23 protein-coding genes are annotated in these 21317 nt (G+C 76.1%); 7 read left to right on the top strand and 16 right to left on the bottom strand.

Annotation, left to right across the window (positions count from 1 at the left end):
• Positions 1 to 71: 71 nt before the first annotated feature.
• From FN207_RS17400 to FN207_RS17430, 7 genes are all read right to left on the bottom strand, one after another.
• Entirely contained in the window at positions 72 to 947 is an 876-nt protein-coding gene (locus FN207_RS17400; protein WP_142459729.1) for a DegV family protein, read from the bottom strand.
• 55 nt (positions 948 to 1002) lie between these two features.
• Positions 1003 to 1752 (bottom strand): histidine phosphatase family protein, encoded by a 750-nt coding sequence (locus FN207_RS17405; protein ID WP_142459730.1) that lies wholly within the window; start codon positions 1750 to 1752, stop codon positions 1003 to 1005.
• Positions 1749 to 2375 carry a ribosome silencing factor gene (gene rsfS, locus FN207_RS27050; RefSeq protein WP_246066136.1) on the bottom strand — a complete coding sequence of 209 codons (627 nt, stop codon included), beginning with the start codon at positions 2373 to 2375 and terminating at the stop codon, positions 1749 to 1751. The genes FN207_RS17405 and rsfS overlap by 4 nt, the downstream gene beginning before the upstream one ends.
• Entirely contained in the window at positions 2372 to 3103 is a 732-nt protein-coding gene (gene nadD, locus FN207_RS17415; RefSeq protein WP_246066137.1) for a nicotinate-nucleotide adenylyltransferase, read from the bottom strand. The genes rsfS and nadD overlap by 4 nt, the downstream gene beginning before the upstream one ends.
• Before the next feature lie 311 nt (positions 3104 to 3414).
• Positions 3415 to 4863, bottom strand: coding sequence for a vWA domain-containing protein (locus tag FN207_RS17420; RefSeq protein WP_142459731.1), 1449 nt, complete (start codon positions 4861 to 4863; stop codon positions 3415 to 3417).
• Positions 4863 to 5750 (bottom strand): AAA family ATPase, encoded by an 888-nt coding sequence (locus FN207_RS17425; protein WP_110909214.1) that lies wholly within the window; start codon positions 5748 to 5750, stop codon positions 4863 to 4865. Before FN207_RS17425 ends, FN207_RS17420 begins: the two co-directional genes overlap by 1 nt.
• Positions 5751 to 5775: 25 nt before the next feature.
• The gene (locus tag FN207_RS17430; protein WP_185938399.1) at positions 5776 to 7044 is read right to left on the bottom strand and encodes a glutamate-5-semialdehyde dehydrogenase; all 1269 of its coding nucleotides are present in this window, start codon (positions 7042 to 7044) and stop codon (positions 5776 to 5778) included.
• 65 nt (positions 7045 to 7109) lie between these two features.
• Here FN207_RS17430 and FN207_RS17435 point away from each other — a divergent pair, with 65 nt between their 5' ends.
• From FN207_RS17435 to FN207_RS17450, 4 genes are read left to right on the top strand one after another with little or no spacing between them, the layout of a single operon-like run.
• Entirely contained in the window at positions 7110 to 8057 is a 948-nt protein-coding gene (locus tag FN207_RS17435) for a metal ABC transporter substrate-binding protein (protein WP_246066138.1), read from the top strand.
• The gene (locus FN207_RS17440) at positions 8054 to 8857 is read left to right on the top strand and encodes a metal ABC transporter ATP-binding protein (RefSeq protein WP_185938400.1); all 804 of its coding nucleotides are present in this window, start codon (positions 8054 to 8056) and stop codon (positions 8855 to 8857) included. Before FN207_RS17435 ends, FN207_RS17440 begins: the two co-directional genes overlap by 4 nt.
• Position 8858: 1 nt before the next feature.
• Complete coding sequence (locus FN207_RS17445) at positions 8859 to 9860, top strand: metal ABC transporter permease (protein WP_142459732.1); 1002 nt, start codon at positions 8859 to 8861, stop codon at positions 9858 to 9860.
• Positions 9857 to 10261, top strand: coding sequence for a Fur family transcriptional regulator (locus tag FN207_RS17450; protein ID WP_142459733.1), 405 nt, complete (start codon positions 9857 to 9859; stop codon positions 10259 to 10261). The genes FN207_RS17445 and FN207_RS17450 overlap by 4 nt, the downstream gene beginning before the upstream one ends.
• Here FN207_RS17450 and FN207_RS17455 read toward each other — a convergent pair.
• Positions 10252 to 10737 carry a MarR family winged helix-turn-helix transcriptional regulator gene (locus FN207_RS17455; protein ID WP_246066140.1) on the bottom strand — a complete coding sequence of 162 codons (486 nt, stop codon included), beginning with the start codon at positions 10735 to 10737 and terminating at the stop codon, positions 10252 to 10254. The genes FN207_RS17450 and FN207_RS17455 overlap by 10 nt on opposite strands.
• A 73-nt stretch (positions 10738 to 10810) precedes the next feature.
• On the opposite strand from FN207_RS17455, the gene FN207_RS17460 reads away from it, so the two are divergent.
• Genes FN207_RS17460 through FN207_RS17470 form a run of 3 tightly spaced genes read left to right on the top strand, consistent with a single transcriptional unit; the run spans position 10811 to position 12143 of the window.
• Complete coding sequence (locus FN207_RS17460) at positions 10811 to 11470, top strand: maleylpyruvate isomerase family mycothiol-dependent enzyme (RefSeq protein ID WP_142459734.1); 660 nt, start codon at positions 10811 to 10813, stop codon at positions 11468 to 11470.
• Positions 11467 to 11772, top strand: a complete 306-nt coding sequence (locus FN207_RS17465; protein WP_142459735.1) for a hypothetical protein — start codon at positions 11467 to 11469, stop codon at positions 11770 to 11772. Before FN207_RS17460 ends, FN207_RS17465 begins: the two co-directional genes overlap by 4 nt.
• A gap of 35 nt (positions 11773 to 11807) precedes the next feature.
• On the top strand, positions 11808 to 12143 hold the full coding sequence (locus FN207_RS17470; RefSeq protein WP_142459736.1) for a hypothetical protein: 336 nt from the start codon (positions 11808 to 11810) through the stop codon (positions 12141 to 12143).
• 9 nt (positions 12144 to 12152) lie between these two features.
• Here FN207_RS17470 and FN207_RS17475 read toward each other — a convergent pair whose 3' ends face one another.
• The 8 genes from FN207_RS17475 to FN207_RS17510 all read right to left on the bottom strand — a co-directional run bounded on the left by FN207_RS17475 (position 12153) and on the right by FN207_RS17510 (position 21305).
• Complete coding sequence (locus FN207_RS17475; RefSeq protein WP_142459737.1) at positions 12153 to 12935, bottom strand: isocitrate lyase/PEP mutase family protein; 783 nt, start codon at positions 12933 to 12935, stop codon at positions 12153 to 12155.
• A gap of 23 nt (positions 12936 to 12958) precedes the next feature.
• The gene (gene def / locus FN207_RS17480) at positions 12959 to 13441 is read right to left on the bottom strand and encodes a peptide deformylase (RefSeq protein WP_142459738.1); all 483 of its coding nucleotides are present in this window, start codon (positions 13439 to 13441) and stop codon (positions 12959 to 12961) included.
• Entirely contained in the window at positions 13438 to 14574 is a 1137-nt protein-coding gene (proB, locus tag FN207_RS17485; protein ID WP_142459739.1) for a glutamate 5-kinase, read from the bottom strand. The genes def and proB overlap by 4 nt, the downstream gene beginning before the upstream one ends.
• Positions 14571 to 16052 carry a GTPase ObgE gene (gene obgE, locus FN207_RS17490; protein WP_142459740.1) on the bottom strand — a complete coding sequence of 494 codons (1482 nt, stop codon included), beginning with the start codon at positions 16050 to 16052 and terminating at the stop codon, positions 14571 to 14573. Before obgE ends, proB begins: the two co-directional genes overlap by 4 nt.
• A gap of 101 nt (positions 16053 to 16153) precedes the next feature.
• Positions 16154 to 16411 (bottom strand): 50S ribosomal protein L27, encoded by a 258-nt coding sequence (gene rpmA, locus FN207_RS17495; protein ID WP_110007163.1) that lies wholly within the window; start codon positions 16409 to 16411, stop codon positions 16154 to 16156.
• Between the two features lie 7 nt (positions 16412 to 16418).
• Positions 16419 to 16730, bottom strand: coding sequence for a 50S ribosomal protein L21 (rplU, locus tag FN207_RS17500; RefSeq protein WP_110007164.1), 312 nt, complete (start codon positions 16728 to 16730; stop codon positions 16419 to 16421).
• Between the two features lie 214 nt (positions 16731 to 16944).
• Positions 16945 to 20250, bottom strand: a complete 3306-nt coding sequence (locus FN207_RS17505; RefSeq protein ID WP_142459741.1) for a ribonuclease E/G — start codon at positions 20248 to 20250, stop codon at positions 16945 to 16947.
• Between the two features lie 287 nt (positions 20251 to 20537).
• Positions 20538 to 21305: a TIGR03936 family radical SAM-associated protein gene (locus tag FN207_RS17510; protein WP_142459742.1), complete on the bottom strand. Its 768-nt coding sequence runs from the start codon at positions 21303 to 21305 to the stop codon at positions 20538 to 20540.
• Positions 21306 to 21317 lie beyond the last annotated feature (12 nt).

The raw sequence follows: 21317 nt of genomic DNA on the forward strand, positions 1-21317 counted from the left end.
GGCTGTGGACGCGCGGGACCCGGAGGACCGGGGTCCGGTGCAGGCTGCGCCCCGTGTCCGCCGTTCCGCTCTCAGTCCCGGTCGCGGTCCCCGTCGCGGTCGTCGGCCGGGCTCACCACCACGCCCACCGCGCCGGGCCCGACGTGCGCGCCGATCGCTGCCCCCAGCTCGCTGACGTACAGCTCGCGCGCGTCGGGCACCGCGCGCTGCAGCTCCGCGGCGAGCTTCGCGGCGCGCTCGGGAGCCGCGAGGTGGTGCACGGCGAAGGAGGCGCCGGGACCGCCGGCGGCCTCCACGGCGCGCTGCACGAGCCGGGCCAGCGCGCGGGCCGACGTGCGCACCCGCTCCAGCGGGACGACCTGCCCGTCGGCGACGTGCAGCACCGGCTTGACCGCCAGCGCCGTCCCCAGCAGCGAGGCCGCCGAGCCGATCCGGCCACCGCGGCGGAGGTGCTCGAGCGTGTCGACGACGAAGAACGTCCGCGTGCGGGCGGCCGTGCGCTGCGCGACGGCGGCGACCTGCGCTGCGTCGCCCCCCTCGGCGGCGCAGCGCGCGGCGGCGAGGACGGCGAAGCCGGTGCCCATGGCCGCCGACCGCGAGTCGATCACCGTGACGACGTGCTCACCGACCTGGGCGGCGGCCAGCCGCGCGGCGTCCCAGGTGCTCGACAGCTCCGCGGACAGGTGGACCGAGACCACCCGGTCGGCGCCCTCGGCGAGCCGGCGGCGGTAGGCGGCGACGAAGTCGCCGGGCGTCGGCCGCGACGTGGACACCTGCTGGCCGCGGGTCGCCACGGCCCGGGCGACCTCGTCGGGGGTGATCTCCTCGCCCTCGCGCCCCGAGCGGCCGGCGAGAGCCACGTAGAGCGGCACCACCTCGATGCCGTAGCGCGCCACGACCTCGGGAGGCAGGTAGGCCGTGGAGTCGGTGACCACGGCGACGGGCATCACGAGAGGCTAGCCCGCGCCCCGCGGGCGGTCGGCCGGTGTCCCGAGGGCTGCGTCAGAGGACCGCGTCGGCGTCCTGCGCGGGCGGCGCGGCGCCCTCGGGGGTGGCCTCGGCATCCGCCGGGGCGGTGGCCGGCCGGCCGGTGGCCGGCCCCTCGAGCCGACCCGGGAGCGCGGCCACGACGGTGTTGTGCCGCATCAGGCGCCAGCGCTCCCCTTGGCGGGCCAGTTCGCTCCAGCCGCAGTTGGCCAGCGGTCCGAACACCCGGCGGTGCTGCGGGCCGAGCTCGAGCAGGGCCTCGATGAGCCGCCCGGCGGTCCCGCCGTGGGTGACGACGACGGCGACCTCGGCCGGCGGCAGGTCCCGCAGGGCGGCCAGCGCGCGGCGGGCGACGTCGGCGGCCTGCTCGCCGCCGCGGTCGGGCACCGGGCGGCCGGCGAGCCACTCGGCGTACTGCTCGGGATGGCGCTCGGCGACCTCGTCGCGGGTGAGCCCCTCCCAGGAGCCCAGGCCGTGCTCGCGCAGCCGCTCGTCGAGGAGCAGCGGCACGCCGAGCACGCCGGTGAGGGCGGTCGCGGTGTCGGCGGCCCGCACGAGGTCGCTGGCGACGACGACCGTGGTCTCCGCGGAGAGCCCGGTCGCCACCAGGTGCGGCGCCGTGCGGGCGGCCTGCGCGCGGCCCTCGGCGTCCAGGGGCGGGTCCATCTGCCCCTGGAAGCGCCCGGTGGCGTTCCACTCCGTGCGGCCGTGCCGCCAGACGACGAGCCGGGGCACCGGCAGGTCGAGCGCGGCGGGGGCCGTCACCGGCCGGTCGTCCCCGCGTCCCCGTCCCCGGTCGCGGAGCCCGGGCCATGGACGTCCGAGCCGTCCGAGCCGTCCGAGCCGGCCGTGCCGTCGTCCAGGTGGCCGTCCTGCATCGGGTCGCCCTCGAGGGCGTCCTCGTCGGCGAGGTCGTCCTCGGTGAGGTCCTCGGTGGGGTCGGGTGCCAGCGACAGCGGGTCGGAGCTGCCGGGGTCGACGTCGTCGGCCGACAGCGTGGCGCCGCCGGTGGCCGCGGTGGCCGGCAGGGCGCGGTCGACGAACGGGATGGTCGGGCAGTCCTTCCACAGCCGCTCGAGGGCGTAGTACGCCCGCTCCTCGGTGTGCTGGACGTGCACGACGACGTCGACGAAGTCCAGCAGCACCCAGCGGGCCTCGGCGACGCCCTCGCGGCGGACCGGCTTGACGCCGTGCGCGCGCAGGCGCTCCTCCACCTCGTCGACGATCGCCTGCACCTGGCGCTCGTTGGGCGCGGCGGCGAGCACGAAGGCGTCGGTGATGGCGAGGCGGTCGCTGACGTCGACGATCGAGACGTCGGTGGCGAGCTTGTCCGCGGCGGCCTGGGCGGCGAGCAGCGCGGTCTCCCGGGCCTCGGTGGAGGCGGTCATCGGGGTACCTCCCGGAGGTGGGCAGCAGGGTCGGTGGGGTCGGTGGGGTCGGCGGTGTGGTCGGCGGTGGCGTCGGGGGCCGGCGGTCGGTCGTAGGCGGGCCGGTCGCCGCGGGGGCCGGGGAAGCGGCGGGCGCCCGGGCCGGAGCGGTAGAGGCCGCGCTTCTCGATGTACTGGACCACGCCGTCGGGGACGAGGTACCAGACCGGCATGCCGCGGGCGACGCGGTCGCGGCAGTCGGTGGAGCTGATGGCCAGCGCCGGGATCTCGACCAGGCTGACCGCCCCCTCGGGGAGGTGCCCGTCGGCGAGGGTGAACCCGGGCCGGGTGACCCCCACGAAGTGGGCCAGCCGGAGGAAGCGGTCGCTGTCGCGCCAGCTCAGGATCTGCGACAGCGCGTCGGCGCCGGTGATGAAGAACAGCTCGGCGTCGGGACGCTGGGCGTGCAGGTCGGAGAGGGTGTCGATGGTGTACGTCGGGCCGTCGCGGTCGATGTCGACCCGGCTCACGGAGAACCGCGGGTTGGAGGCCGTGGCGATGACGGTCATGAGGTAGCGGTCCTCGGCGGGGCTGACCTCGCGCTCGCTCTTCTGCCACGGCTGACCGGTGGGGACGAAGACGACCTCGTCGAGGCCGAAGAGCCCGGCGACCTCACTGGCGGCGACCAGGTGGCCGTGGTGGATGGGGTCGAACGTCCCACCCATCACGCCGATCCGGGTTCCTGCCACCGATCGAGCCTAGCCGGGCGGGTCGGCGGCGGCCCTGCTGGACCGGGCCCGCGCGGACCGGCCCGAGGTCGTGCGATCGCGGACGGCCGGGTGCGGACGTCGCCGCACCCGGCCGCCGGGACGGATCGTCCGGCCGCGACCGGCACCCCCGTGCCGTCGGTCGCGTGCCCCGGCCGCCGTCGGCGACGACGAGCCGGGCCGGGCACCGGTCCGACGACCCGTGCCCGTGCTGACCAACGGCCCACCGGCCGACCGGTTACGCGGGGTACCGGAAACCCCCGCTCCGGGCGTGTCGCCGGAAGCGGCCGGTGTCAGAGCGTGGTGACGAAGTCCGCGAGCTGGGTGGCGTTGCGGCACTCGACCATGTCGATGACCTCGCCGTAGCGGTCCGCGGCGGAGTCCCCACTCCCCCACAGCCGGCGCGGCTCCGGGTTCAGCCAGTGCGCCGAGCGCGACCGGTGGACCAGGTCGGCCAGTACCGGCAGGCCCGGCTGCCGGTAGTTGGTCCGCCCGTCGCCGAGCACCAGCAGCGACGTCTTCGGCCCGACGGCGGTGGGCCAGCGGTCGGCGAACACCTCGAGGGCGTTGCCGTAGTCGCTGTGCCCGTCGAAGGCGACGACGTCGGCCTCGCGCCCGATGCGGGAGATCGCGGCGGTGACGTCGGCGCCCGGCCGGAAGAAGCGGGTCACCTCGTCGGTGGCGTCGACGAAGGCGAACGCCCGGACGCCGGAGAAGTGCTCGCGCAGCGCCTGGGTGAGCATCAGCGTGAAGTGGCTGAACCCGGCCACCGAGCCGCTGACGTCGCAGAGCACCACGAGCTCGGGCTTGTGCACCTTGCGCGGCCGGTGGTGGGTGACCACGGGCACGCCGCCGGTGCCGAGCGAGGCGCGCACGGTCTTGCGGAAGTCCAGCCGGCCCTGGCGGCCCATGCGCCGGCGCGCCGACAGCCGCACGGCCAGCCGCCGGGCCAGCGGCGCCACGGCCCGGCGCAGCTCCGCGAGGTCGGACTGCTGCGCCCGCAGGAAGTCGACCTGCTCGGCCAGCGGCCGCACCGCGCTCTTGGCCACCCGGTCGCGGCCCCGCTCGGCCGCCGCACGGCGCCGGACCTCGGCGTCGACGGCCGACCGGAACGCGGCCAGCCGCTCGCGGACGGTCTGCCGGGCGACCTGCTCGGCCAGCCCGCCGCGGTCGCCGTCGGCGAGCAGGCCGGCGAGCAGCTGCGCGACCAGCGTGTCCGGCGACAGGGCCCGCATCACCCGGTAGCCGAAGTAGGACTGCCCCGACGGCGACGCCGGCGCCCGCCCGAGCTGCTCGACCGCCTGCCGCGCGAAGCGGCGCAGCGCCTCGTCGTCGCCGTCCCGCAGCAGCCGCGCCAGCTGCTCGCGCATCCGCTGGGCGAGGTCGCGCTCGTCGGCGTCGCCGTGCCCGTCGGGCAGGTCCAGCGTCGAGCCGTCGTCGGCGCCGGGGTCCTCGTCGTCCTCCCCGCCGGACGCGGACCCGGCGCGCGGGCGGTCCGACAGCGGCCACCACAGGTCGAACAGCGTGTCGTAGGCGGGCCGCTGCGAGGCCCGCTGCAGCAGCACCGCGGCCAGCCCGTGCCGCAGCTGCTCGCGGTCGAGCAGGTCGACGACGGTGAGGATCTCCGCGGCGTCGACGGCCTGGCTGATCCCGACCGGGATGCCGGCCTCGCGCACCGCGCGCACGAACCCGTCGAGGTGCCCGGCCAGTCCCCCGGGGGCGGCCGAGGCCGGCGCGCTCATCAGTTGAGCCGCAGCTCGGCGGCGGCGCGCTCCTGGTCGCTGGCGTGCTTGAGCACCACGCCGAGCGTCGAGCGGACCGCGGTCTCGTCGAGGGTGTCCAGGCCCAGCTCGAGCAGCGTCTGCGCCCAGTCGAGGGTCTCGGAGATCGACGGCGACTTCTTCAGCTCCATCGCCCGTAGCGCCCGGATGGTGCGCACCAGCTGCTCGGCCAGCCCCGGCGCGAGGTCGGGCACCCGCGAGAGCACGATCTCCCGCTCCCGCTCGGCCGACGGGTAGTCCAGCGAGAGGTACAGGCAGCGCCGCTTGAGCGCCTCGGACAGCTCGCGGGTGGCGTTGGAGGTGAGCACGACGGTCGGCCGCCGGGTCGCGGCCACGGTGCCGAGCTCGGGGATGGTGACCTGGAAGTCGCTGAGCACCTCCAGCAGCAGGCCCTCGACCTCGACGTCGGCCTTGTCGGTCTCGTCGATGAGCAGCACGGTCGGTTCGGTGCGCCGGATCGCGGTCAGCAGCGGCCGGGAGAGGAGGAACTCCTCGCCGAAGATGTCGTCGTGGACGGTGTCCCAGTCGGTGCCGTCCCCGCCCTGGGCCGCCTGGATCCGCAGCAGCTGCTTCTTGTAGTTCCACTCGTAGAGCGCCCGCGCCTCGTCGAGGCCCTCGTAGCACTGCAGGCGGATCAGCTCCGAGCCCGTCGCCGCGGCCAGGGCCTTGGCCAGCTCGGTCTTCCCGGTGCCGGCCGGCCCCTCGACCAGCAGCGGCTTGCCCAGCCGGTCGGCGAGGAAGACCGTCGTCGCGATCTGCGCGTCGGGCAGGTACCCGGCGGTCGACAACCGCTTGCCGACGTCGGCGACCGAGGAGAACTGGGGCATCTGCGTCGGCGGGCGGGGCATGCGACTCCTTGGCGAGGGGGTCGGGTCAGCGGGTGTGGCCGCTGCCCGTGACGACGTAGGTGGTGCTGGTCAGCTCCGGCAGGCCCAGCGGCCCGCGGGCGTGCAGCTTCTGCGTGGAGATGCCGATCTCGGCGCCGAAGCCGAACTCGCCGCCGTCGGTGAACCGGGTGGAGGCGTTGACCAGCACGGCGGCGGCGTCGACGCCCGCGGTGAACGCGGCGATCGCGGACGCGGAGTCGGCGACGATCGCCTCGGAGTGCCCGCTCCCCCACCGCGCGATGTGCTCGAGCGCCTGCGGGAGGTCGTCGACGACGCGGACGGCCATGTCCATCGACAGGTACTCGGTGGCCCAGTCCTCGTCGGTGGCCGGGACGACGGCGTCGTGGGCGGCGCGGGCGGCCATCTCCACGACAGCCGGGTCGCCGTGCAGGGTGACCCCGGCGTCGGCGAGCGCGGCCAGCAGCCGCGGCAGGAACGGCACGTCGCGGTGCACGAGCAGCGTCTCCGCGGAGTTGCAGACGCTGACCCGGTGGGTCTTGGAGTTGAGCACGATCGCCTCGGCCATCGCGGCGTCGGCGGAGGCGTCGACGTAGACGTGGCAGTTGCCGACGCCGGTCTCGATCACCGGTACCTGCGCCTCGCGGACGACCCGCTGGATGAGCGAGGCGCCGCCGCGCGGGATGACGAGGTCGACGTGCCCGCGCGCGGACAGCAGCTCGCCGACGGACGCGCGGTCGGCCGGCAGCAGCTCCACCGACCCCTCCGGCAGGCCCGCCTTCTGCCCGGCCTCGGCCAGGACGGCGACCAGCGCGGCGTTGGTGCGGTACGCCGAGGCCGAGCCGCGCAGCAGCGCCGCGTTGCCGCTCTTGAGGCACAGGCCCGCGGCGTCGACGGTCACGTTGGGCCGCGCCTCGTAGACGATCCCGATGACACCGAAGGGCACTCGGACCTGCCGCAGCTCCAGCCCGTTGGGCAGCCGGGACCCGCGGACGACGTCGCCGACCGGGTCGGGCAGCGCCACCAGCTCGCGCAGCGCGGCGGCGACGCCGGCGACCCGCCCGGCGTCCAGGCGCAGCCGGTCGAGCACCGAGGCCGGCGTGCCGTCGGCGGCCGCGGCGTCGACGTCGAGGGCGTTGGCCGCCAGCACCTCGTCGGTGCGCTCGACCAGCGCGTCGGCCATCGCGGAGAGCGCGGCGTCCTTGACGTCGGTCGGCAGGGTGCGCAGCACGCGGGAGGCGGCGCGGGCACGCCGCGCGGCGGCCCCGATCAGCGGCAGGTCGACGGCGTCGGACACGACCCGCAGGGTACGCGCCGCCCCTCTCTCCCGGGCGCGTCGGCGCCTGTGTGAGAATGGTTCTCATGACCACGACGACGCGTGTCCTCGCCGCGGCCACCGCGGCCGCCACCGCCCTGCTGCTGGCCGCCTGTGGCTCCTCCGGCGGCGACGCGGCCGCCGCCGAGGACGGCGTCTCGGTCGAGGCGGCCTTCTACCCCCTGCAGTGGGCGGCCGAGCGGGTCGGCGGCGACCGGGTCGACGTCTCCTCGCTCACCCCGCCGGGCGCCGAGCCGCACGACCTCGAGCTCACCCCGCAGGACGTCGCGTCGCTGTCGGAGGCCGACCTCGTCGTCTACCTCGAGGGCTTCCAGCCGGCGCTCGACGACGCCGTGGTCGAGGCCGGGGACGCCGCGTGGGACGCCGGGGACGCGGCCGACCTGTCGCTGACGGCCGCCGCGCACGAGGACGAGGGCGAGGAGGAGCACGCCGGGCACGCCGACGAGGAGGGCGCCGTCGACCCGCACTTCTGGCTCGACCCGACCCGGCTGGCCGACGTGGGCGACGCCCTGGCCGACCGGCTCGCCGAGGTCGACCCCGACGGCGCGGACACCTACCGGGACAACGCCGCGGCGCTGCGCACCGACCTGGAGGCCCTCGACGCCGAGATGCAGCAGGGCCTGGCGCAGTGCGCGGTGACCACGCTGGTCACGAGCCACGACGCGTTCGGCTACCTCGCCGACCGGTACGGCCTCGAGGTCGTCGGGGTCAGCGGCCTGAGCCCGTCGACGGAGCCCAGCCCGTCGCAGCTGGCCGAGATCTCTACGCTGGTCCGCGAGCGCGGCGTGACGACCGTCTACACCGAGACCCTCGTCGACCCCGCCGTCGCCGAGACCGTCGCCGAGGAGGCCGGTGTGCAGACCGCCGTCCTCGACCCGATCGAGGGCCTGAGCGACGAGTCGGCCGGCGACGACTACCTCGCGGTCATGCGCGCCGACCTGGCGACGCTGCAGGAGGGGCAGGGCTGCGCGTGACCGACACCGCCCTCCGGCTCGCCGGCGCCACGATCGGCTACGGCGACGTGGCCATCGTCCGCGACGCCGACCTGGTCGTCCGGCCCGGCGAGGCGGTGGCGGTCCTCGGCTCCAACGGCTCGGGCAAGACCACCCTCTCGCGCGGCCTGCTGGGCCTGGCGACCGTCCTCGGCGGCACCGTCGAGGTGCTCGGCGCCCCGGTGGGCCGGCTGCGCGAGCGCGGCCGGGTCGGCTACGTCCCCCAGCGGCACACCGTCAGCGGCGCGATGCCGGCCACCGTGCGCGAGGTGGTCGGCGTCGGCCGGCTGCCGCGGCTGGGCCTGTTCGGCCGGCCGGGCGCCCGCGACCGGGCCGCGGTCGCCGAAGCGGTCGACGCCGTCGGCCTGGCCGACCGGCTCGAGGACCCGGTCGCCTCGCTGTCGGGCGGGCAGCAGCGCCGGGTGCTCGTGGCCCGGGCACTGGCGGCCGAGCCGGAGCTGCTGGTCATGGACGAGCCCACCGCGGGTGTCGACGCGGCCAGCCAGGCGGCGCTGGCCACCGTGCTGGCCCGGGTCTCGGCGGCCGGGACGACACTCCTCGTCGTGACCCACGAGACCGGCCCGCTCTCGGGCGTGCTGACCCGCGCGGTCGTCGTCGACTCCGGCCGGCTCACCTACGACGGCCCGCTGGGCGACGTCGGCCCCGGGGCCGGGCCGGACTGCCACCACCCGGACGAGGCCGCCGCGCCGCCCGTCCGGGGCTACCGGCTCGACCAGCCCCGGCCGGCGCCCGACGCCGCCCGCGCGCGCGGGAGCCGCTGACGTGGAGCTGCTGGAGTACGGGTTCATGCAGCGGGCGCTGCTCGCCTCGCTGATGGTCGGGCTGGCCGCCCCCGCGGTCGGCGTCTTCCTCGTGCAGCGCCGGCTGTCGCTGCTCGGTGACGGCCTCGGCCACGTGGCGCTCACCGGCGTCGCCGTCGGCGTCCTCACCTCGCGCGCGCCGGTCGGGACGGCGCTGGTGGCCGCGGTGATCGGCGCGGTGCTCATCGAGCTCGTCCGCGCGCGCGGCCGCACCAGCGGCGACGTCGCCCTCGCCGTCCTCTTCTACGGCGGCATCGCCGGCGGCGTCGTGCTGCTCTCCCTGGCCCCGCGCGGGCAGGCGACCAACCTCGACGCCTACCTCTTCGGCGCGATCACCACGACGACCGCGTCCGACGTCGCCGTCTTCGCCGTCATCACCGTCGTCGTCCTGGGCGTCGTCTGGCTGCTCGGCTCGCGGCTGTACGCGGTCAGCGACGACGAGGAGTACGCCCGCGCGGTCGGCCTGCCGGTGCTGCCGCTCAACACCGTGCTCGCCGCGCTGGTCGCCTCGACCGTCGTGCTGTCGATGCGGGTGGTCGGGCTGCTGCTGATCAGTGCGCTGATGATCCTGCCGGCCGCGGTCGCCCAGCTCGTGGGCCGCAGCTTCCGCGCCACGCTCTACCTGGCCTGCGCGATCGGCGTGGTGGTCAGCGTCGCGGGCACCGCCGCCTCGTACTACACCGGCACCCCCTCCGGCGGCACGATCGTGCTGCTGGCGATCGCGCTGTTCCTCGTCGTCACCGTGGCCGTGGCGCTGCGCGACGCGACCGCGCGCCGCCGGCACGGGCGCCGGGTCGACGTGCACACCGCCCACCCGCACGAGCACGGCGAGGGCTGCGGGCACCAGCCGGTGCCGCACGGCGACCACGTGGACTACGACCACGACGGGCACCTGCACGCACCCCACCGCACCGGCACCGGCGTCCACTACGACGAGCACGCCATCGGGAGGGAGCGGACGTGAGCGCTCCCGAGGTGCCGGTGCGCCGGCAGACCCGGCAGCGGACGGCAGTGCTCGCCCTCCTGGAGGAGCTCGACGGGTTCCGCACCGCACAGGACCTGCACGCGCTGCTGCGCGAGCGCGGCGACGCCGTCGGCCTGGCCACCGTCTACCGCGCGCTGCAGGCCCTGGTCGACGACGGCCTGGTCGACGTCCTGCGCAGCGAGGACGGCGAGGCCGCCTACCGCCGCTGCTCCCCGGTGCACCACCACCACCTGGTCTGCCGCTCCTGCGGCACCACCGTGGAGGTCGCCGACCCGCCGGTGGAGCGCTGGGCCGCGCGGGTGGCCGCCGAGCACGGGTTCGCCGACGTGCAGCACCAGCTCGAGGTGTTCGGCACCTGCCGGGCCTGCGCTCAGCGGTAGGGGTCGGTCACCTCGCGCAGCCGGGTGAGCGCCACGCGCAGCTGGTCCGCGGTCTCCTCCCCCAGGTGGGCCGTCCACTCGGCCTCGACCTCCGCCTCCACCCGGCGGGCGACCGCCACCAGCTCCCGGCCCCGCTCGGCGATCTGCACCAGCCGGGCCCGCGCGTCGGTCGGGTCGGGGACGCGGCGGACGTAGCCGGCCCGCTCGAGCTGGTCGACCAGGTGACCCGCGGTCTGCTTGGTGACCAGCGCCTGCGCGGCCAAGTCGGTCAGCCGGGTGCCGGAGGGGCCGATCCGCGCGGCGACGCGCGCCTGCGCGAGGGTGAGGTCGTCGTAGCCCTCGGCCGTCAACGTCGCCAGCAGCCGGGCCTCCATCGCCCGGTGCGGGTAGAAGCACAGCAGGGCCAGGTTCTGGCGCTCCTCGCCCCGGCGGCCGCGGCCGCCCCCGTTCTGCCGGTCCTCGGCGCGAACCTCCACGACACCCCTTGACGTTGGTCAGCTCTTCTGACTGAATAGTCAGACCATCGTACCAACCTCCCGGGAGGCCGTCGTGGACCTCGACGACGTCTGGCGCACGATCGACGCCCAGCGGGCGAGCCTGGCCGACCTGCTCGACGACCTGTCGCCGGCCGAGTGGGAGACCCCGTCCCTGTGCGCGGGCTGGCGGGTGCGCGACGTCGCCGCGCACCTGACCCTCGCCCAGATGGGCCTGCGGCCGGGCCTGGTGGAGGTCGTCCGGGCGCGGGGCGGCTTCGACCGGATGATCCGGGACTCGGCGCTGCGCGTCGGCCCGCTGCCCGACGGCGAGTACGGCCGGCGGATCCGCGCGATGGTCGGCTCCCGGCGGCGGGCGCCGTTCGTCTCGCCCGTCGAGCCACTCACCGACGTCCTCGTGCACGGGCAGGACATCGCCGTCCCGCTGGGCCGGGAGCGGGCGATCCCGCCCGGCCCGGCGGCGGTGTCGGCCAGGCGGGCCTGGGCCATGAGCTTCCCGTTCGGGGTGCGGAAGCGGCTGGCCGGCCTGCAGGTGCGAGCCACCGACAGCGACCTCGTGCTGGGCGAGGGCGCCCCGGTCGAGGGCACGACCGGCGACCTGCTGCTGCTGATCACCGGGCGCACCGCGACCGTGCACCGGCTCTCCGGTGCGGGCGTGCAACGGCTGCCGGCGGCGCACGGCCGCCGGGAGGAGTCGAGGAGGAGGACGACATGACCCTGGGTGTGATCACAGACGTGTCCGCACCGGTGGAGCTCTACGACGCCGTGCACGCGGCGATGCTGGAGCGGAACGGCCCGGCCTTCGACGGCCTGCTGCTGCACCTGGTCCGGCCCACCGCGGACGGGTTCCAGGCGATCGACGTGTGGAAGTCGCGCGAGGACCTCGAGCGCGCGAACCGGGAGGTCATCGAGCCGGCGTTCGCCGAGGTGCTGCGGGGACAGCAGCCCCCGGCCTCGGCGTCCACCGAGTTCGAGGTCCGCGGCCTGGTGCTCCCCCGCGCCGGCGTCGCGATCTGACCGCCCGCGACCCGGCTCGCCGAGGAGGGGACCAGATGATCTGGGCGGTGACCGAGGACGTGACCGCGCCGGCCGAGCCGTACGACCTGGTGGAGCTCTACGACACCGTGCACCGGCTGCTGCTGGAGCGCACCGGCGGGGCCTTCGAGGGCCGGCTGGTCCACCTGGCCTGGCCGACCGCCGACGGGTTGCGGGTGATCGAGGTGTGGGAGTCCCGCGAGCAGTACGACCGCTACGGCCGCGAGGTGATCGGACCGCTGGTCGACGAGGTGCTGGCGGGGCGGCCGCACCCGCCCGAGGTGGTCACCCCGTTCGACGTCCGCGGCCTGGTGGTCCCGGCCGGAGGGGTGGCGCTCCCCGCCGGCCGGTGACCCGTCGGGTCAGTTGAGCGCGCGGGTGCCGGGCGGCAGGACGCCGCCGCCGACCATGTCGACGACGGCGTCCTGCAGCGCGGTGAGCGCGACCCGCTGGGTGAACGGGCCGGTGGAGACGCGGGCGACGCCGAGCTCCTGCAGCTCGCGGGCCGGCAGCGACCGCCCCGGCACGGTGATCACCGTCAGCTTGTTCCGGCCCAGACCCTCGACGGCCGCCTCGATCTCCTCGCGGGCCAGCAGCCCGGGCACGAACACGACCGGGGCGCCGGCCTCGAGGAACGCCTTCCCGCGGCGGATCGCCTCGGCGACGAGCTCGGAGCGGTCGGCGTCGCGCCCGGCGCGCACGAAGGCGTCGGTGCGGGCGTTGAGCACGAAGTCGATGCCGGCGTCCCGCCCGGCGCGCGCGACCGCCTCGACGGCGGCCACGGCCTCGTCCAGCGGCTTCATCTGGTCCTCGAGGTTACCGCCGACGACGCCCTTCTCGATGGCGCGGCGGGCGGTCTCGCCGGCGTCGCCGTAGCCGGCCTCCATGTCCATGCTCACCGGCAGGTCCACGGCGGCGACGATCCGGCCGACCATGTCCAGGTGCAGGTCGAGCGGGATGTTCTCGCCGTCCTCGTAGCCGAAGGTCGAGGCGATGCCGTGGCTGGCGGTGGCGAGGGCCCGCACGCCCTCGGTGGCGGCGACCACCTGGGCGGAGACGACGTCCCACACGTTGGTGAGGACGAGGATCTCCGGGGCGGTGTGCAGGTCGAGCAGGGTCCGGGCGCGGGTCGCGAGATCGGTCACGGCACCCGACCGTACGGGGTGGATCAGCGGGCGCGCAGGGCCCGCAGCGCGGTCTTCCGGGCATCGCCGGTGAGCCGGTCGAGGAAGACCTTCCCGTCGAGGTGGTCGACCTCGTGCTGCAGGCAGCGCGCCATGAGCCCGGTGCCCGACAGCCGCAGCGGTTCCCCGTGCACGTCGAAGCCCTCGACGACGGCCTCCATCGCCCGCACCGTGGGCGCCCACAGGCCCGGGATGGACAGGCAGCCCTCGTCGCCGTCCTGGGTCTCCTCGGACAGCTCGACGACCCGCGGGTTGACCAGGTGGCCGATCTCGCCGTCGACGTTGTAGCTGAAGACCCGGGCGCTCACCCCGATCTGCGGAGCGGCCAGCCCGGCGCGGCCGGGGTGGTCGACGGTCTCCTCGAGGTCGCGCACCAGGGCGGCCAGTTCCCGGTCGAAGGCCCGCACCTCGTCGGCGGGCGTGCGGAGCACGGGGTCACCGAGCTCGCGGATGGGGCGGATCGTCACCGGGGCAGTCTCCCAGCCGCCCGCGGACGCCCGACCAGCACCATCTCGTCGCGGTGCACGACCTCGCGCCGGTACTCCGGGTCGAGGTCGGGCGTGCGCCGCCCGAGCAGCGCGGGCAGCTCGCGGGCGTCGTAGGCGACCAGCCCGCGCGCGACGACGGTGCCGTCGGGGCCGACCAGCTCGACCGGGTCGTCGGCCAGGAAGTCGCCGTCGACGGCGGTGACGCCCGCGGCCAGCAGCGAGGCGGACCGCTCGCGGACCGCCCGCACCGCGCCGTCGTCGAGGACCAGCCGGCCGCGCGGGCGGCTGGCGTAGCGCAGCCAGAACTGCCGGCCGGAGGGGCGGCGGCCCGAGGGCTCGAACAGGGTGCCGACCCGCTCCCCGGCCAGCGCGGCGGCGGCCTGCGGGGTCGAGGTGACGACGACCGGCACGCCGGCGCCCGAGGCGATGAACGCCGCCTCGACCTTGGTGGCCATCCCGCCGGTTCCCACGCCGTTGCGCCGCGCGGTGCCGAGGGTGACCGCGGCGAGGTCGCTGGGACCCTGCACGCGGTCGACCAGCTGGGCGGGGCCGGTGCGCGGGTCGCCGTCGTAGACGCCGTCGACGTCGGAGAGCAGCACCAGCGCGTCGGCGGCGGCCACGTGCGCGACGAGCGCGGCCAGCCGGTCGTTGTCGCCGAAGCGGATCTCCTCGGTGGCGACCGTGTCGTTCTCGTTGACGATCGGGATCACGCCGAGGGTGAGCAGCCGCTCCAGCGTCTGGCGGGCGTTGCGGTAGTGGCCGCGGCGGGTGAGGTCGTCGGCGGTCAGCAGCACCTGACCGACGGTGATGCCGTGGCGGTCGAAGGCGTCGGCGTAGGTCTGCACCAGCCGCAGCTGCCCGACGCTGGCCGCGGCCTGCGCGGTGGCCAGGTCCCGCGGACGGCCTTCCACCCCGAGCGGCGCCAGGCCCGCGGCGATCGCGCCGGAGGACACCAGCACGACCTCGCGGCCCTGCGCCCGCACCGCGGCGAGGACGTCGACCAGCGCGGTCAGCCGTGCGGCGTCGAGCCCGCCGGGCAGCGTGGTCAGCGAGGAGGAGCCGACCTTCACGACCACGCGGCCGGCCCGGGCGACCGAGGGACGGGCGCTCACTCGCCCTCCTCGGGCAGCTCCTCGTCGGTCCAGGTCTCGGTCATCTCGTACGGCATCCGGCGGGCCTTCTTCGCCGCCAGCCGCTCGGCCGCGCGCACCCGGTGCGGCGCGTCGATGCGGTTGTCGGTGCCGCGTCCGCCGAGGCCCGCCGCCTCCTCGGCCATCGGTGTGCCGGCGGGCAGGCTCGGCTGGAAGTCGAAGGCGACGTCGCCGATGACGACCGTGTCGCCCTCCTGGGCGCCCAACTTCGTCAGCTGGTCCTCCACGCCGAGGCGGTTGAGCCGGTCGGCGAGGTAGCCGACCGCCTCGTCGTTGGTGAAGTCGGTCTGCCGGACCCAGCGCTCGGGCTTCACGCCGGAGACGACGAAGGTGCCCTCGTCGTCGGGGTCGGGGGTGACGGTGAAACCGGAGTCGTCGACGGCGCGAGGGGTGAGCGTGACGCGCTGCGGCTCGGGGGCCGGCAGGGCGGCGCGGTACTCCGCGACGGCGGCGGCCAGCGCGTAGCCGAGCTCGGGCAGCCCCTCCCCCGTGGCGGCGCTGACGGCGAAGACCTGCAGCCCGCGGGCCTCCAGCCCGGGCCGCACCAGGTCGACCAGCTCGCGGCCGTCCGGGACGTCGATCTTGTTGAGGACGGCGACCCGCAGCCGGCCGACGAGGTCGAGCTCGTCGCCGCCGTACTCCGCGAGCTCCTGCTCGAGGGCCTCGATGTCGCTCTCGGGGTCGCGGCCGGGCTCGAGGGTGGCCATGTCGACGACGTGCACCAGCACCGCGCAGCGCTCGACGTGCCGGAGGAACTGCAGGCCCAGCCCCTTGCCGGTGGCCGCGCCCGGGATGAGCCCGGGGACGTCGGCCATCGTGAAGACGACGTCGCCGGCGCGGACCACGCCGAGGTTGGGCACCAGCGTGGTGAACGGGTAGTCGGCGATCTTGGGGCGGGCCGCGGACATCGCCGCGATCAGAGAGGACTTGCCGGCCGACGGGAACCCGACCAGGCCGACGTCGGCGACGCTCTTGAGTTCCAGGACGGCGTCGAAGGACTCGCCGGGCTCGCCGAGCAGCGCGAAGCCGGGCGCCTTGCGCCGCGGGTTGGCCAGCGCGGCGTTGCCCAGCCCGCCCCTGCCGCCGGAGGCCAACACGACGCGGGTGCCGGCGCCGACGAGGTCGGCCACCACCTCGCCGCCGACGCTGACGACCGTGCCCTGGGGGACGCGCAGCACGCGGTCCTCGCCGTTGGCCCCGTGCCGGTGGCTGCCGGCGCCGGGACGGCCGTTGCCGGCCTTCTGGTGCGGCCGGTGGTGGAAGTCCAGCAGCGTGTGGACGCTGGGGTCCACCTCGAGGACGACGTCGCCGCCGTCCCCGCCGTTGCCGCCGTCGGGGCCACCGAGGGGCTTGTACTTCTCGCGGTGCACGGAGGCGACGCCGTGGCCGCCGTTGCCTGCGGCGACGTGCACGACGACGCGGTCGACGAACGCGGCCATGTCTGCTCTACCTGCTCACTGCCTGCTCAACGCCGACGAGCGCACGGGCCGGACGGCCCGTGCGCTCGGTGGCGTGCGTGGTCTCTGGGGAGCCCGGAGGCCTAGGCGTCGACCGTGGTGATCGAGACGGTCTTGCGACCACGCCGGGTGCCGAAGGTGACCGCACCGGCCTCGAGGGCGAACAGCGTGTCGTCGCCGCCGCGGCCGACGCCCAGACCCGGGTGGAAGTGGGTGCCGCGCTGGCGCACGATGATCTCGCCGGCCTTGACGACCTGGCCGCCGAAGCGCTTCACGCCGAGGCGCTGGGCGTTCGAGTCGCGGCCGTTGCGGGAGGACGAGGCGCCCTTCTTGTGTGCCATGTCGTCGTCAGCCCTTCGTGATGTCGCGGACGACCACGTCGGTCAGCGGCTGACGGTGGCCCTGACGCTTGTGGTAGCCCGTCTTGTTCTTGAACTTGTGGATGCGGATCTTCGGGCCCTTGCCGTGGCCGACGATCTCGCCGGTCACGGTCACGCCGGCCAGCGCCTGCGCGTCACTGGTGACGGTCTCGCCGTCCACCAGGAGCAGGGCCGGGAGGGTGACGGTGTCGCCCGCCTCACCCGCGAGACGGTTGACCGTGAACCGGTCGCCCACGGCCACCTTGTGCTGCCGGCCACCGGCCTTCACGACTGCGTACACCACTGACTCCTCGATCGCTGCTGTCTGTCCCGCGATGCGTCCTGCGCGCACCCCGGCGCGGGCGCCGGGTGCTGGACGGGCCGCACCACCTCCGCGGGACCGGGGTCCGGTCCGGGGCGGTGCAACCCGACCAGCGTACCCGAGCGGCCGGGACCGGGTCGAACGCGGTCCCGGCCGCCCGGGGCCGTACTGCTCGGGGTGGTGCTGCTCCGGCCTAGGAGGCCGGAGGGCCGGCCGGGCGGCTGGCGGCGCGGCGACGACGCGGGCGCGCCGCGCCGACCGCGGTGCCGGTGCCGTCGTCGGCGGCCGGCGCCTGCGGCTCCGGTGCCACGGGCTCCGGTGCCACGGCCTCCGGTGCCACGGCCTCCGGTGCCACGGCCTCCGGTGCCACGGCCTCCGGTGCCACGGGTTCCAGGACCACGGGCTCGGGTGCCTGCGGGTCCGCGGCCGGCGCCGGGTCGTCGGGGCCCGCACCGGCCGGCACGTCGGGCTCGGCGTCCTGCTCGGCGGCGGCCTCGACAGGGGCCTCGACGGGAGCTGCGACGTCGGCCACCAGCAGGGCGGGGTCGCCCTCCTCGGCGGTCTGCTCCTCGGCCGTCTCCGCCGGCTCGGTCACCTCCGGCTCGGTCACCTCGGCGCCCGGGACCTCGGAGCCGAACTGCACCGCGACCTCGACCTCGGCCGCGTCGTCGGCCGCACCGGCCGGACCGGCGGCGGCGTCCTCGGGGGACGTGTCGTCGGGGACGACCGAGGCGGCGGCGAGCACCGCGGCGTCCTCGGCCGCGCGCTCCTCACCGGACTGGCCGCGGTTGCGCCGGCCCCGGTTGCGCCGGCTCCCGCCGGAGCGCTGCCCCTCGCCGGACTCGCCGGCCGGGGCCGCCTCGGGACCGGCGTCGGGCGCCGCGGGCTGGGCCGCCACGGCCTGGGGGCTCTCGACCTCGGCGTCGCGACGGTCGGCGTCCTTGCGCTCGGTGTCCTTGCGCTCGGTGTCCTTGCGCTCGGCGTCCTTGCGGCCGTTCTGGTCGCGCCGGCCGCTGCTGCCGGGACCCTGTCCGCCCGGACCCTGACCGCCGGCCCCGGGGCCGTTCCCGCCGCGGCGGCGGTCGTCGACCGGGTCGGTGTGCACGAGGACGCCCCGCCCGCGGCAGTGCTCGCACGGCTCGGAGAAGACCTCGAGCAGGCCCTGGCCCACGCGCTTGCGGGTCATCTGCACCAGGCCCAGCGAGGTGACCTCGGCGACCTGGTGCTTGGTGCGGTCGCGGCCCAGGCACTCGGTGAGCCGCCGCAGCACCAGGTCGCGGTTGCTCTCGAGCACCATGTCGATGAAGTCGATGACGATGATGCCGCCGATGTCGCGCAGCCGGAGCTGGCGGACGATCTCCTCGGCCGCCTCCATGTTGTTGCGCGTCACGGTCTGCTCGAGGTTGCCGCCCGAGCCGGTGAACTTGCCGGTGTTGACGTCGACGACGGTCATCGCCTCGGTGCGGTCGATGACCAGCGAGCCGCCCGAGGGCAGCCACACCTTGCGGTCGAGCGCCTTGGCCAGCTGCTCGTCGATGCGCAGGTCGCGGAAGACGTCGCCCTCGCCGGTGTGCCGGGTCAGCCGCCCGGACAGCTCCGGGGAGACGTGCGCGACGTAGGCCTCGACGGTGTCCCACGCGTCGTCGCCCTGGACGACGAGCTCGCTGAAGTCCTCGTTGAAGACGTCGCGGATGACGCGGATGGCCAGGTCCGGCTCGCCGTAGAGGAGCACGGGGGCGCTGTTGGAGGACCCCTTGCCCGACTCGGCCTTCTGCTGGATGACCTCCCACTGCGCCTGCAGCCGGGCGACGTCGCGGGTGAGCTCCTCCTCCGAGGCGCCCTCCGCGGCGGTCCGGATGATGACGCCGGCGTCCTCGGGGACGATCTTCTTGAGGATGTCCTTGAGGCGCTGCCGCTCGGTGTCGGGCAGCTTGCGGCTGATGCCGGTCATCGAGCCGCCGGGCACGTAGACCAGGAACCGGCCGGGCAGGTTGACCTGCTGGGTCAGCCGCGCGCCCTTGTGCCCGATCGGGTCCTTGGTGACCTGCACCAGGACCTTGTCGCCGGACTTGAGCGCCTGCTCGATCGAGCGCTGCTTGCCCGTGAGGCCGGCGGCCTCCCAGTTGACCTCGCCGGCGTAGAGGACGGCGTTGCGCCCCTTGCCGATGTCGACGAAGGCTGCCTCCATGCTGGGCAGCACGTTCTGCACGCGGCCGAGGTAGACGTTGCCGGCGAAGGACGTCGCCTGCGCCTGGGTGACGTAGTGCTCGACCAGCACGCCGTCCTCGAGGACGGCGATCTGGGTGCGCTCGCCGCGCTGGCGGATGACCATGCGGCGCTCGACGGCCTCGCGGCGGGCGAGGAACTCGGCCTCGGTGAGGATCGGCGCGCGGCGGCGGCCGGTGTCGCGGCCCTCGCGGCGGCGCTGGCGCTTGGCCTCCAGCCGGGTGGAGCCGGCGACGCCGCGGACGTCGTCGTCGCTGGTGCTGCGGCCGTTGCGGCCGGCGCGCTCCGGGCGGTCGTCGTCGTCCTCGGTGCCGGACTCCGCGGCGGCCTCGCCGCCCCGGCGGCGGCGACGGCGGCGCCGGCGGGTGCTCGACCCGCCCTCGGCGCCGTCCTCGCCCTCGGCGTCCTCGCCGGTGTCGGCGTCCTCGTCGTCCTCGTCGTCGGAGGTGCGGTCCTCGGCGGTCCGCTCGTCGGCGCCGTCGCCGGAGGCGCGCTCGGCGTCGTCCTCGGCGTCGGTGGACTCGTCGCCGTTGCGGCCCCGGCCCCGGCCGCGGCGGCCGCGGCGGCGCCGGCGGCTGCCGCTGCCGTCGCCGTCCTCGCGGTCGGTCTCGTCGCGGTCGGCGTCGTCGGCCGCGTCCTCGTCCTCATCGGCGTCGACGGCGCCCTGCTCGGGAGCCACCTGCTCGTCGGCGGCCGGCTCGTCGGGCTCGCGCTCGGCAGCACCGCCGCGGCGGCGCGAGCGGCTGCGGCGCGAGCGGGGCGCCGGGGTCTCCTCGTCGTCCTCGACCGGGGCCGCGACGTCCTCGACGTCGGGCGACTCGGCCTGCGGCCGGCGGCTGCGCCGGCGCGGCGGGGGTGCCACCTCGGCCTCGGGGGCCACGAAGCTGACGAAGGCCGGGATCGCCGGGGCGGCGACCGGCGGGAGCGGCTCGACGGCGCCGGGGTCGGCGGCGCCGGCCGGGCGGGTGGCCCGGCGGCGGGGCCGGGCGATGACCGCCGTCGGCTCGGGAGAGCTGAACTGGGCGCCGAAGGGCGACGGGACCGGCTCGTCCTCGGGCTCCTCCTCCGGCTCGGCGGGGGGCTCGGCCGGCTGCGCCGGCTCCGCGTCCCGGGGCTCGGCGGCGGCCGTCTCCGCCGGCTCCTCCTCGGGGGTCTCCCCTGTCGCCGCGTCCCCGCTCAGCACCTCCTCGGCCGGCGCGTCGCCGGGCGGGAGGGCCGGGCCGGTGTCGCCGGTGGGGGTGTCGCTGGTGGGGTCGTTGTCCTGGTCGGCCACGAGGGCTCGCCTCCTGTGTGGTGCGCCCGGGCGCCGATCCCCAGCGGGGACGAGCAGCCGCGCAGGTGCACGGGTTGGGCGGTCCGGGCGGCCGCTCGGGGTGCGGCGGCGCGTCCGGCTCGCGAAGTCTGGGGTCGGTCCCGGGCGGCGGTCGCCGCGGCCGGGGCCGGACTGCAGGTGGTGCGGACTGCAGGTGGTGCGGTGGTGCAGAGGGTCTCGGGTGGTGCCGGTGCGGCACGTCTGGCAGCCGTGTCGCTCGACGGCGCGGGAGCGGCCGGGCTCCCCGGTCAGACGGCGGCGTGCTCCCCCTGGCAGCGGGCGCGCGCCGCACGGTCGGGACCGAGCGGATCGGCCACGGTCCCGCTGTCGTCGAGCCGGCCCTGCGCCTCACGCACGGCCCGGGGGGGCGACGGCGGGCGCAGGTCGGCGACGGCAGCGAGAGCGGCCACCACGTCGTCGGGTCGAACAGCGGGCGTCACCTGCCGGACGACCACGTGCAGTATGGCACATCCTGCCGCCCCGCCCGCGGACGCGGACGCGATCGGAGCGCGCGCATCGACGTCGCGCAGGCCGTTCTTGGTGCGCTTGGCCACCGTGACCTCGCCGGCGGCGAGGAGCGCGGCCACCGCCGACTCGAGTTCCGCCGACTCGATGCCGGGCAGCTCGATGCGCCAGCGGGTGGCGTCGATGCGGTCGGCCAGCGAGCCGCCGCCCTCGGCCGCCTCGACGCACTCCAGGACGTCGATGCCCGGCGGCAGCGAATCATCGAGCGCGACCCGCACCGCCTCGGGGTCGCACCGCTGCGCCAGGCCGATCTCCAGGTACTCGGCCTCGCTGGCCGCCCCGGTCGGCGCGGCACCGACGTAGCTGATCTTCGGGTGCGGCGTGAAGCCGGCGGAGTAGGCCATCGGCACCTGCGCCCGGCGCAGCGCCCGCTCCAGCGCGCGGGCGAGGTCGCGGTGGGAGGCGAAGCGCAGCGGGCCGCGCTTGGCGTAGCGCAGCCGCAGCTTCTGCACGGTGGGCGGCGGGGGCGGTCCCTCGGGCTGGCGGGCCACTACCGGTCCACC

This window comes from Geodermatophilus aquaeductus (assembly GCF_900182545.1).
GTDB lineage: Bacteria > Actinomycetota > Actinomycetes > Mycobacteriales > Geodermatophilaceae > Geodermatophilus > Geodermatophilus aquaeductus.

Coding starts and splice junctions, on each gene's coding strand:
- FN207_RS17400 (WP_142459729.1), bottom strand. CDS start 947: ATGCCCGTCGCCGTGGTCACCGACTCCACGGCCTACCTGCCTCCCGAG.
- rsfS (WP_246066136.1), bottom strand. CDS start 2,375: ATGACCGCCTCCACCGAGGCCCGGGAGACCGCGCTGCTCGCCGCCCAG.
- FN207_RS17420 (WP_142459731.1), bottom strand. CDS start 4,863: ATGAGCGCGCCGGCCTCGGCCGCCCCCGGGGGACTGGCCGGGCACCTC.
- FN207_RS17425 (WP_110909214.1), bottom strand. CDS start 5,750: ATGCCCCGCCCGCCGACGCAGATGCCCCAGTTCTCCTCGGTCGCCGAC.
- FN207_RS17435 (WP_246066138.1), top strand. CDS start 7,110: ATGACCACGACGACGCGTGTCCTCGCCGCGGCCACCGCGGCCGCCACC.
- FN207_RS17465 (WP_142459735.1), top strand. CDS start 11,467: ATGACCCTGGGTGTGATCACAGACGTGTCCGCACCGGTGGAGCTCTAC.
- FN207_RS17470 (WP_142459736.1), top strand. CDS start 11,808: ATGATCTGGGCGGTGACCGAGGACGTGACCGCGCCGGCCGAGCCGTAC.
- obgE (WP_142459740.1), bottom strand. CDS start 16,052: ATGGCCGCGTTCGTCGACCGCGTCGTCGTGCACGTCGCCGCAGGCAAC.
- rpmA (WP_110007163.1), bottom strand. CDS start 16,411: ATGGCACACAAGAAGGGCGCCTCGTCCTCCCGCAACGGCCGCGACTCG.